Source organism: Microcystis sp. M113S1 (assembly GCF_020246945.1).
Taxonomy (GTDB): Bacteria; Cyanobacteriota; Cyanobacteriia; order Cyanobacteriales; family Microcystaceae; genus Microcystis.
On record NZ_JADBSA010000070.1, the window covers coordinates 18,604 to 29,780 of the forward strand.

Below are 11,177 nucleotides of genomic sequence, written 5' to 3' on the forward strand. Positions count from 1 at the left end.
TCAGAATATGAAAGATGCAATGCAATCCTTGTTATCAAAGTAATTTCAGTTCCGGTACTGATTCGGATCATCTTTCAATTTGACAACGCCGATTACTGTTTACCGAAAAGCCCCCATTGCCACTTCCCCCCGCAACGGCTCGACTGAGCATCGCCGAACGTCGCGCACGAAGTGGTCTCCCCACTTCCCCACTTCCCCAATTCCCCACTTCCCCACTTCCCCACTGATAACTGATTACTGTTTACTGATCACTGAAAAAAGCATCCCATTTCCCCCTCTCCTAAGAATCGACTGCTAAGATCGAACATAGCGATCGATCTCTCGCTCCCACGATATCTGATAAAACTATCCATGGTCATTAAAAATAACCCCTATTATCGGGCTTTCATCGGCTTTTGGCTCGCTTTCCTTGTGTTTTGGGGTTTTGGGAGTTTCTCACCCCTTCTTGCCCAAGCGAAAGAGCAATCAGCCGATGTGCAATCGATTACCCCCTACCTTAAGCAATTTCAACAAAAAATTACCGAATTTCGCCTCGATAACGGAATAAAATTCATTATCCTCGAAAATCGCGATGCCCCGGTTATTTCCTTTGTCACCTATGCGGACGTGGGAGGTGCCGATGAACCGGACGGTAAAACAGGAGTTGCTCACTTTTTGGAACATTTAGCCTTTAAAGGCACAAAAACCATCGGTACTACCGATTATCTTAGCGAGAAAAAAGTCCTCGATCGCCTTGAAGCTATAGACAAAGAACTGCAAGCGGCCAAAAAAGCGGGTAAAAGCGCAGAAGTGGCTAAATTAACCGCAGAATTTCAACAAGCGAGGGCAGAGTCCGAGCAATTCGTCCAACGCAACGAATACGGGCAAATCGTCGAAACTCAGGGGGGAGTCGGTTTAAATGCCACCACTTCCACCGATGCAACCAGCTATTTTTACAGCTTCCCGTCGAATAAATTGGAATTGTGGATGTCTTTGGAATCGGAACGATTTTTAGAACCAGTGTTCCAACGGGAATTTTACAAAGAAAAAGACGTAATTCTGGAAGAAAGACGGATGCGGACGGATAATAGCCCCTTGGGTTTATTAATCGAAGCTTTTCTCGATCAAGCTTATACTGTCCATCCCTACAAACGTCCCGTTATCGGCTACGATCGAGATATTCGCAATCTGGAACCCTCAGATATCCAAAACTTTTTCGATAAATTTTATGCTGCCAGTAATTTAACCATAGCTATCGCTGGGGATGTGGACCCAGAACAGGTCAAACAGTTAGCTAAAGTTTATTTTGGTCGTTTTCCCGCTAAACCAAAACCCCCACAGGTGACAGTAGTGGAACCGGACCAAACCAAAACAAAGGAAATTACCCTAAAATTAGCCTCGCAGCCTTGGTATTTAGAAGGATACCATCGTCCCGCCCTCAATCATCCCGATCATGCGGTTTACGAGGTTATCGCCACTTTAATGAGTGAAGGAAGAACTTCGCGACTGTATAAAGCTTTAGTGGAGGACAAACAACTTGCCCTCGCTGCTCAGGGATTTAACGGCTTTCCGGGAGATAAATACCCGAATTTGCTCTTATTCTATGCTCTTACCGCTCCTAATGCCAGTGTGGAGGAAGTAGCGCAGGGTTTGAATTTAGAATTGGAAAGATTGAAAAATGAACCGGTTTCGGAACAGGAATTAGAACGGGTTAAAAATCAACTACGGGCAGCCCTATTAAGAGGTCTTGATTCTAACATGGGCATGGCGCGATCCTTGATTGAATACGAGGTAAAAACCGGCGATTGGCGTAATTTATTCGCCCAATTAGATGCTTATAATGCTGTCACCGCAGCCGATATTCAACGGGTGGCTAAAGAGACTTTTACCCCCGAAAATCGCACTATTGGCCGAATTTTACCGAAATAGAGAGATAGGGAGATAGGGAATTTTTTAGTCAGCAGTGAACAGTAAACAGTAATCAGCTTCTGAAGGCAAGAGGCAAAAGAAATAATCCAGCAATTCTCCTACACACTGTCTACTTAAAACTGCAATCTGATAACTGATAACTGATAACTGAAATCCCTAAAACCCTAACACCCTAACACCCAACACCTAAAATAAATATAATCATGAAAAAACGCTTCCAATGGCTAGGTTTAATAGTTATCACCCTGATAGGTGTCCTAGCTTTTCGTTCCCCGGCAATTGCCCAAACTCCGCGACATTTTACCGATTTAACTTTTCCTCCCCTTCCTGAAGTGACAGTTCCCCAATACGAGCGCTATCAACTAGATAATGGTATGGTGGTTTATTTAATGGAGGATCGGAGCTTACCGTTAGTGAGTGGTACGGCGATGATTCGCACAGGAGGAAGATTAGAATCCGGGGAAAAAGTCGGATTAGCTGATATTACTGGAACCGTGCTGCGTAGTGGTGGCACCGAAAAACATCCTTCTAATGTCTTAAATCAATTATTAGAACAAAGAGCAGCCCTAGTAGAAACCTCGATCGATCTTAACGCTGGAACTGCTAGTTTTAGCGCTCTTAGTGAAGATTTAGAAACAGTTTTTAATCTCTTTGCCGAGGTTTTGCGTTCCCCAGCTTTTGAAAATCAGAGGGTAGAATTAGCCAAAGTTCAGGAAAAAGGGGCGATTGCCCGACGTAATGATGATCCCGATGATATTGCTAGTCGGGAGTTCCGCAAGCTAGTCTATGGTGATAATAGCCCCTACGCTCGTACTGTAGAATATAGCACTTTAGCTAATATTGACCGTCAGGATTTAATCGATTTTTATCGTACCTATGTCCGTCCCGACCAAATAATTTTAGGAATTGTCGGTGATTTTGATTCTCAGTCGATGAAAGCATTAATCAATAAAACTTTTGGCGATTGGAAAAATCCCGCCACTGCCACTAAAATTGTCACCCCTTCTGCAACCCAAAAAAATCTTCAAGGTGTCTTTGTCGTCAATCAACCCCAATTAACCCAGAGTAGCGTTTTATTAGGTCATCTTGGGGGTCGTTTGGATAGTCCCGACTATCCCGCTTTAACGGTATTAAATGAGATTTTAAGCGGTTTTGGTGGTCGTTTATTTAATGAAGTACGTTCCCGTCAAGGATTAGCTTATTCTGTCTATGGTATCTGGAATAGTCGTTATGATTATCCCGGTTTATTTATTGCCGGAGGTCAAACTCGCACCGATGCCACCGTACCTTTTATTAAGGCAATTTTAGGCGAAATCGAGCGCCTTCGCAATCAACCCGTAAGCGCAAAAGAATTAGAAGATGCTAAAAATGCTATTCTCAATTCTTTTGTTTTTAAGTTTGAGAAACCTGCTCAAAATTTATCGCGATTGATGACGTATGAATACTATGGTTATCCCCAAGATTTTATCTTCCGTTATCAACAAGCGGTAAAAGGTGTGACAATTGCCGATATTCAACGAGTGGCACAACAATATCTACAACCGAATCAAATTGTGACTCTAGTAGTGGGTAATGAACAGGAAATTCAACCTCCCTTATCCAGTTTGGGAACTACGGTTAAAACTGTTGATGTCACCATTACACAACTATAAATAAATCTAGGTTGGATGGAGCTAAACTAGGTGAAATCCAACCTAAAAAAATGAGATAAATATAGCACGAGATATGACTTTACAACTCACAATAAATTATCCTGAAAATTTACCCGACTTTCTTCAAAAAACCCGCGAGGAATTCGAGAGAGAAGCAACCTGGGTTATGGTAGTAAAACTCTTTGAGATGAAACGTATTTCATCGGGTATGGCTGCCAATTTATTAGGAGTGGATAGGGTTAATTTTTTATTGAGATTGACCGATTTTGGCGTAGCGATGATTAACTTAACAGAAGAAGAACTATTATCAGACCTTGAAAATGCCTAAAACTGAAGGTGACGTATTGCTAAATTACAGCCCTTCTCATAAAAAAAAGTATAACCTAATTTGGTATTGACTCCTGACTGCTGACGACCGACTCCCCAAAACGAAAACTTCCTATCTCACCATTGAGATAACTGCTGTAACTATTTTGAGATAACTAAGGCTATCATTGAGGAAAATTACTGTTGAGATCCCTGAATAATGTATTAATTTTTGTATAAAAAGCTAGACAATTAAACCCTTTAGAGATAGGGTGATAGTGGCTGAGTTTGCTATTAAGAGTTTTGTAAATAAATATCAAACTCAAGGGTTTTTGAAGATGGTATCTCGTTAAACTGAAAGTATAAAGTACAGAGGTAAAAATACTTATGATGCTACTACAAGATGTTGCGAGAACCTCTAGAGAACAAGCATTAATTCTGTGGTTTGAAGAAGTAGATAGTAAAGATGTGGGATTAGTCGGTGGGAAAAACTCCTCCTTAGGCGAAATGATCCAACAATTAACCCCGAAAGGGATTAATGTCCCCACAGGATTCGCCACCACCGCTTACGCTTACCATCAATTTGTCGAAAAAGCCGGACTAGACGCACAATTAAGACAAATTTTCCAAGATTTAGACGAAAACGATGTGCAGAACTTGCAAGAAAAAGGTAAACAAGCGCGCACATTAATCTTAAATACACCCTTCCCCGATGATTTAAGTCATGCGATCGCTATTGCCTATCGCCGACTCTGTGAACGTTATGGCGATGATCTCTATCATTCCATCGATGTGGCCGTTCGCTCGAGCGCCACTGCCGAAGACTTACCAGAAGCGAGTTTTGCCGGACAGCAGGAAACCTATCTCAACGTCCAAGGGGTGAGGGGAGTTTTAGAAGCTTGCCATAAATGTTTTGCCTCTTTATTCACCGATCGCGCTATTTCCTACCGTCATCATAACGGTTTCGATCACTTTGCCGTCGCCCTTTCCGTCGGTGTCCAAAAAATGGTGCGTTCAGATCTAGCCACCTCTGGGGTGATGTTTTCCATCGATACGGAAACAGGGTTCAAAAATGCCGCTTTAATCACGGCAGCCTACGGTTTAGGGGAAAATGTCGTGCAAGGCGCTGTTAACCCCGACGAATATCTAGTTTTTAAACCCACTCTTAAAAACGGCTACAAACCCATCCTCGACAAACGCCTCGGCAGTAAAGCGATCAAGATGATCTACGATGATGGAGGATCGCGTCTAACCAAGAATATCCGAGTTAACAAGCTAGAACAGGATCAATTCTGCATTAATGACCAAGAAATCCTTACTTTAGCCCGTTGGACGACCGAAATCGAGGAACATTACTCGCAAGTGCGCGGAACCTACACCCCCATGGACATCGAATGGGCAAAAGATGGGATCACGGGAGAACTCTTTATCGTTCAGGCGCGTCCAGAAACCGTACAATCGCAAAAAGCCGCTAATATCCTTAAATCCTACGAAATTAAGCAAAAAAGTGACGTTTTAGCAGTGGGACGGAGTGTAGGTGCGGCAATCGGTCAAGGAAAAGCCAGAGTCATCCTCAGTGTCGATAAAATCAACAACTTTAAACCGGGAGAAGTTCTCGTCACCAATCGCACGGATCCCGACTGGGAACCGATTATGAAACAAGCAAGCGCGATCGTTACTAATCAAGGTGGTCGTACTTGCCATGCCGCTATTATCGCGCGAGAAATGGGCATTCCGGCGATCGTGGGTTGCAATAATGCCACGGAAACGATTAAAACCGGTCAGGAAGTCACCGTTTGCTGTGCGGAAGGGGATGAAGGGAAAGTTTACCTCGGATTGCTACCCTTTGAAATTCGCGAAACTCCCCTGGATAATTTGCCCGAAACTCGGACAAAAATCCTGATGAATATCGGTAATCCCGAAAAAGCCTTCGCTTTTGCCGATATTCCTGCCCAAGGTGTCGGTTTGGCGCGTCTAGAATTCATTATCGCTAACCATATTCAGGCCCACCCCAGCGCTTTGCTGAAATTCCACGAATTGGAAGAAGGGGACGTAAAAGACCAAATCGCCGAATTAACCAAACACTACGAGGATAAACCCCAATTTTTCGTCGATAAATTGGCCCGGGGAATTGCCATGATTGCAGCCGCATTCTACCCCAAAGATGTAATTGTGCGGATGTCCGATTTTAAATCCAATGAATACGCTAATTTATTGGGTGGCAAACCCTTTGAACCCAAGGAAGAAAACCCGATGATCGGTTGGCGCGGTGCTTCCCGTTATACTGATCCTAATTATCGCGAAGCTTTCGCTTTGGAATGTCGGGCGCTGAAAATGGTACGGGAAGAAATGGGATTAACTAATGTGATTCCGATGATTCCTTTCTGTCGTACCCCCGAAGAAGGGATGAGAGTCCTCGAAGAAATGGCGAAAAATGGTCTCGAACGCGGGGTTAATGGTTTGCAAGTTTATGTGATGTGTGAGTTACCAAGTAATGTAATTCTTGCTGACCAATTTGCTCAGGTGTTTGACGGATTTTCGATCGGTTCTAATGATTTGACCCAATTAACCTTAGGATTAGATCGGGATTCTGCCCTAGTTGCCCATCTTTTTGATGAACGGAATGAGGGAGTTAAACGCATGGTGAAAATGGCCATTGAAACCGCTAAAGCCCATAATCGCAAAATCGGTATCTGTGGTCAAGCCCCCAGTGATTACCCCGAATTCGCTCAATTTTTAGTGGAATTAGGCATCGATTCTATCAGTCTTAATCCTGATTCGGTGCTGAAAACCATTTTACGGATTGCTGAGGTAGAAAAAGCCAAAGGCTAATCAGTAATTAGGTAAGTTAGGGAGGTTGATAGCCTCTCTAGCTTCATATGCAATTAATGAACCATAAAGAATAAATTTGTGTAATCATGAACAAAACTATTTGGAAACAATTATTTTTCATACTAACTTGCTTTGGAAGTGTTTTTTTTGTTCAGTATTCTACTTTGCCTCGAAATACACGTCCACAATTACAACAAATGAAAGTAACATTAATATTCGTCGATGAGGGAAGAGTTTGTCAAGGCGGGTATGCCCTAGATAAAAGTTGTCCAAGACTATTGGACAACCAAAATATTGACATCGCACAACTTCGTTCAACACAGCCAAAACATACAGCCATTCTTCAAGAAGGGCGAGTGTGCGATGTCAACTTGAGCGAGTCTTTTTATAATATTCTGACAAACTATATCAACTCTCCGCGTCCGCATTTAGACTATTCAAAACGTAAATCTATTCTTGTTGTTCTTGAGTGGGATGGAAGAAGGAAATTTAATTCAAGAATCACAAGGGGAAGTGAAAATCTTTATACTTATCAAGTACCTGGAAGAACACTGCTAATGTTTCATCGAAGAGCTGAGGAATTTCATCCTAGTAAAGGTTACTCTTGGGGTTTCTCTATTGAAGAAAGGTCATATAATTCCAATTTCTCTTTACTGCTAAGACCTCATGCCCAATTTTCTAAGGATGTAGTTCAGTGTGGCAATCCAAACTAGCATTTATTTTTATTAAAAAATTTAAGGGAGTTTAGTCATGAAACAGAAACAAAACAAAGTTTATAGATGGCTAAGAAGTAAAGAATTTGCAATTATAGTTTTGCAAAACTTAATCTTTGCCTTAATTACTGGTCTTATTTTAGCTTCATTTCAAGTCTTGATTCAAAATCAGCAAAATCAAAAAGCTAGAAAGGAAAGTATCTCTCGTGTTGATGTTAGTATGCTTACCAGTCAACGTGATGAATTTACAAAAAAAATGTCTCAATACTTCCTCTTATTATATCAGTTGGCAGGAAAAGTAAAGGAGGCAGATTCAAAGACCGCAATTACTGAAATTAGAGAGGATTGCGAAAGCTCGGAATCTAATAATGATAGTAAATTAATTGGTTCAGAATCTTGCTCAACTCTATATAATCACCTAACAAAGTTAACCATTTATGACTTGAACAGCAATAAAATGATTTTGGTTAATACGATTGAAGCATTTAATTACTCAAATTCATCTACTAACTCAGAAAAAGTTTCAAAAGAGTTAGACAGTTTAATTAGTGATCTTGCTGATCTGAATGTATTAATAGCAGACCGAGATAAATTTATGGAGAGTTATGATGATGATAGGAAATTTTGCTCTCAAAATAATGCAGGCTCTGAGCTATGTCAGGCACTAGATAAGGCAAATCAAACTTTTGTAAGCTCTTTAAAAACAATTAATGAAAGTTTAATAAATGCTATTGATGAAAAATAATGTAATAGCTCATTTTGAGATTATCACCAATCTGGCTCTCTTGGGGTTGTGGTGATAAAACCAGCTTATGAGCCGCAAGAACCAAGTATATCAAGGACTTAAAAGGTACACATCAGTAAAGGATGTATCGAATTATGCTTTTTCCACCCCATGTCCAAGAGAGCCACCAATCTTTATACTGGGGTTCTTCATTCAAGAAGCGGATAAATATTCCCGAATCACAATAATGCTTTTCAGTGGGCTTTTTTTTCAAAACTCACCTCTAATTGAATTGATAATATTAGACAAAGAAGAAGATGCAGATTTTTCAGGAAAGACTTTCAGTTCCTGCACTTGAATATTGATTTTTTCTCCATGCAAATACTGCCGAATTAACCCAAAAACATAAACTCTTTTTCCTAATGCTTCTCTAGCTTGTTCAAAAAGTTCTTCAGGAAAAAAACATTTAATAATTTTGTTATCAGTTAGGCTACGAATCCCCATCTTTATCTTTTGACGATTGGCAATATTAATAGATACTAAATGCCCTTCAATAGAGCCATAAATACTATAAAAATTTTGCGTAATTTCATCTACATTATTATCCCTAAACATCAGTTTTTTTTGTACTAATTCAACTAAACTAACTTCATCTTTTTAGTTGTCTCTTAACAAAGATTAACTTTAAACTGCGGTCAAGAGATAAACCTAGATTTCGTCAGGATTAAGGCCTAATTCCCGCAGTTTATTTGCCAATCGTTCCGCTCGTTGTTTTTCCTGATTATAGCTAGTGAAAGCTTGTCCATCGGGATAAAAAAGCAACATTTCCGGTTCTCCTAACTGAAACCGTATTCCTAAACGGGGACTAACCCAATTATCGAGAGTTTCCAGAATTTCTAGCTGATTTTCGCCTCTTATCCCACCACTGGCATCGTTTTTATGGGGATCATAAAGATAATACTCCTCAACCCCATAACGCTGATAAAATAGCTGTTTTTTGGCCATTTCCGTGAGGGTGTTACCCGGAGAGAGGATTTCAAAAACCACCTGGGGACTAATATTATTTTCTAACCATTGTCGATAGGAACCCCTTTCCCCTTTTGGTCTCCCAAAAACTACCATAATATCCGGTGCTTGACGCAGTTTATTATCATTTTCCACAGGATACCAGAGTAAATCCCCCGCAACAAAGACATCAGACTGCTCGCGAAATAGCCAGTCTAAATTAGTTTTAATTGTCGTAATCCAACGAAATTGCAGGGTATTATCGGCCAGGGGTTGACCATCGCTATCGGGGTAGATGATTTCAGTGACGTTAGTTTTATCTAGTTGCGAAACCATAAGACTAAGTAAAAAGTGAAAACTAGAAAATGTCAACAACTTAATTCTATTATAGCGAGCATTTGTATTATGTGGCAATTAGGACAAAAATATTGACAAATAGTATAACTTGTGCATTGGACAATAAAGATTTAATTTTTTTGATGATAACGATTGAAAATTTCGTTGGTTCCTAGAAAATTTTTGTCTAATTTTGGGAACTATAATTATAATAAGACTATCAACTGGAATTAGGACAAGAGGATGAGTGGCGGTTTAGTCTATCGACAAAGTCCAGAAGAAGAGAAATTAGAGCAAAAAGTTCTATTGACAACTTTTGCAAGAGAGATCAAGGACAAAATTAAGGATTTACAATCTCGGTTTCACAACAGTCCACTGGGTTACGGTGGCCATTGCTTTCCAACCTAAAAACTTACCGACCGGTTCGGCTTTTTCAATGCCAATTCGCAGCAGTTCCCCTCCTAATTTACTATGCCATTGCAAGAGGACTAATTCACTTTCAATTGTAACAGTGTTAGCAACAAGACGACCCCCGGGGCGCAGCGCTAACCAACAGGTTTCCAATAGGTGGGGTGTGGTGATACCGCCACCAATAAAAATAGCGTCCGGTGGCGGTAAATCTGCCAAGGCGCTCGGTGCAATTCCGGCGACGATTTGCAGGTGGGGCGTTCCCAAGGCGGCGGCATTATCGGCAATGTATTGTAATCTGGTGGGATGATGTTCGATCGCAATAGCCTGGCAACGGCGATCGCTACGCAGCCACTCAATGGCAATGGAACCACAACCCGCTCCCACATCCCAGAGCAATTGTCCGGGTAGGGGAGCCAATGTACTCAGAGTGATAGCACGAACTTCTCTTTTTGTCAACTGTCCGTCATGATGGTAAGCAGAATCCGGCAGTCCGGGAAGGCGCGGCGCCCGGGTAGGAGGATGGGAGGAGATACAGCTAATGGCAATGACATTTAAATCTGCCAGATCTGTAAACTGCCAATCGTTGGCGATGCCTTGAATGTGGCGTTCCTGGGTTCCCCCTAGATGTTCTAAAACCGTGATGGAACTTTCGCCAAAACCTGCCTCGGTTAGAAGCCGAGCAGCGATCGCAGGAGTCTCGGCATCGGCGCTCAGTACCAGCAGTTTAGCGCCGGGATAAAGCACCCCATTTAACAAAGCCGGAGGACGGCCGCACAAACTCAAAGTTTCTACTTCACTCAGGGACCAACCCAAACGACTACAGGCAAGACTAAAGCTAGAAGGAGAGGGAATAATCGTCATTTCCTCAAGGGGAATCTGACGGGTGAGGGTGACACCAATTCCGTAGCACATGGGATCACCACTGGCCAAAACACAGACGGATTGACCACGACGGCGGATAATCTCGTTCACAGAGTCTTGAATGGGAGAAGTCCAGAGCAGTTTTTGCCGTTGATCCTCTGGGGGTAACATTGCCAGATGACGTTCACCACCGACAATAACTGATGCTAAAGAAAGCAGACTTCGCCCCACTGAACTTAACCCTTCTAAGCCATCTTCACCAATTCCTATGATCGATAGCCATTTCGACTTACAATTGCGATCCGCCATATTAAAAAAAAATCGCTACTATTTCATTATCTGCCATCAGGCTCTATCCTTCAAACAAGATATAATCGGGTTAGTGCCAAGTTAATTCAGAGGAAAAATTATGACCACCACCGCCGATGA

Annotated in this window: 9 protein-coding genes; 6 read left to right on the forward strand and 3 right to left on the reverse strand. The window is 41.7% G+C overall.

Features of this window, described 5'->3' with window-relative positions; translation table 11 throughout:
- Positions 1 to 351 precede the first annotated feature (351 nt).
- The 6 genes from IM319_RS04120 (at position 352) to IM319_RS04145 (ending at position 8,156) form a co-directional block, all read left to right on the forward strand.
- Positions 352 to 1,908: a M16 family metallopeptidase gene (locus tag IM319_RS04120; RefSeq protein ID WP_287080232.1), complete on the forward strand. Its 1,557-nt coding sequence runs from the start codon at positions 352 to 354 to the stop codon at positions 1,906 to 1,908.
- A gap of 203 nt (positions 1,909 to 2,111) precedes the next feature.
- Positions 2,112 to 3,560: a M16 family metallopeptidase gene (locus IM319_RS04125; protein ID WP_287734735.1), complete on the forward strand. Its 1,449-nt coding sequence runs from the start codon at positions 2,112 to 2,114 to the stop codon at positions 3,558 to 3,560.
- Between the two features lie 73 nt (positions 3,561 to 3,633).
- On the forward strand, positions 3,634 to 3,888 hold the full coding sequence (locus tag IM319_RS04130; RefSeq protein ID WP_287080239.1) for a UPF0175 family protein: 255 nt from the start codon (positions 3,634 to 3,636) through the stop codon (positions 3,886 to 3,888).
- A gap of 365 nt (positions 3,889 to 4,253) precedes the next feature.
- Entirely contained in the window at positions 4,254 to 6,698 is a 2,445-nt protein-coding gene (ppsA, locus tag IM319_RS04135; protein WP_287734736.1) for a phosphoenolpyruvate synthase, read from the forward strand.
- 86 nt (positions 6,699 to 6,784) lie between these two features.
- Complete coding sequence (locus IM319_RS04140; RefSeq protein WP_287734737.1) at positions 6,785 to 7,411, forward strand: hypothetical protein; 627 nt, start codon at positions 6,785 to 6,787, stop codon at positions 7,409 to 7,411.
- Between the two features lie 37 nt (positions 7,412 to 7,448).
- Positions 7,449 to 8,156 (forward strand): hypothetical protein, encoded by a 708-nt coding sequence (locus IM319_RS04145; RefSeq protein WP_287734738.1) that lies wholly within the window; start codon positions 7,449 to 7,451, stop codon positions 8,154 to 8,156.
- A 249-nt stretch (positions 8,157 to 8,405) separates the two neighbouring features.
- On the opposite strand, the gene IM319_RS04150 is transcribed toward IM319_RS04145, so the two are convergent.
- The 3 genes from IM319_RS04150 to cbiE all read right to left on the reverse strand — a co-directional run bounded on the left by IM319_RS04150 (position 8,406) and on the right by cbiE (position 11,057).
- Positions 8,406 to 8,750, reverse strand: coding sequence for a hypothetical protein (locus tag IM319_RS04150; protein WP_287734739.1), 345 nt, complete (start codon positions 8,748 to 8,750; stop codon positions 8,406 to 8,408).
- A gap of 93 nt (positions 8,751 to 8,843) precedes the next feature.
- A complete protein-coding gene (locus IM319_RS04155) occupies positions 8,844 to 9,476 on the reverse strand; it encodes a Uma2 family endonuclease (protein WP_287673095.1) in 633 nt (210 codons plus the stop codon).
- A gap of 348 nt (positions 9,477 to 9,824) precedes the next feature.
- A complete protein-coding gene (cbiE, locus tag IM319_RS04160; protein WP_287734740.1) occupies positions 9,825 to 11,057 on the reverse strand; it encodes a precorrin-6y C5,15-methyltransferase (decarboxylating) subunit CbiE in 1,233 nt (410 codons plus the stop codon).
- Positions 11,058 to 11,177 lie beyond the last annotated feature (120 nt).

Coding starts and splice junctions, on each gene's coding strand:
- IM319_RS04120 (WP_287080232.1), top strand. CDS start 352: ATGGTCATTAAAAATAACCCCTATTATCGGGCTTTCATCGGCTTTTGG.
- IM319_RS04125 (WP_287734735.1), top strand. CDS start 2,112: ATGAAAAAACGCTTCCAATGGCTAGGTTTAATAGTTATCACCCTGATA.
- IM319_RS04130 (WP_287080239.1), top strand. CDS start 3,634: ATGACTTTACAACTCACAATAAATTATCCTGAAAATTTACCCGACTTT.
- ppsA (WP_287734736.1), top strand. CDS start 4,254: ATGATGCTACTACAAGATGTTGCGAGAACCTCTAGAGAACAAGCATTA.
- IM319_RS04140 (WP_287734737.1), top strand. CDS start 6,785: ATGAACAAAACTATTTGGAAACAATTATTTTTCATACTAACTTGCTTT.
- IM319_RS04145 (WP_287734738.1), top strand. CDS start 7,449: ATGAAACAGAAACAAAACAAAGTTTATAGATGGCTAAGAAGTAAAGAA.
- IM319_RS04150 (WP_287734739.1), bottom strand. CDS start 8,750: ATGTTTAGGGATAATAATGTAGATGAAATTACGCAAAATTTTTATAGT.
- IM319_RS04155 (WP_287673095.1), bottom strand. CDS start 9,476: ATGGTTTCGCAACTAGATAAAACTAACGTCACTGAAATCATCTACCCC.
- cbiE (WP_287734740.1), bottom strand. CDS start 11,057: ATGGCGGATCGCAATTGTAAGTCGAAATGGCTATCGATCATAGGAATT.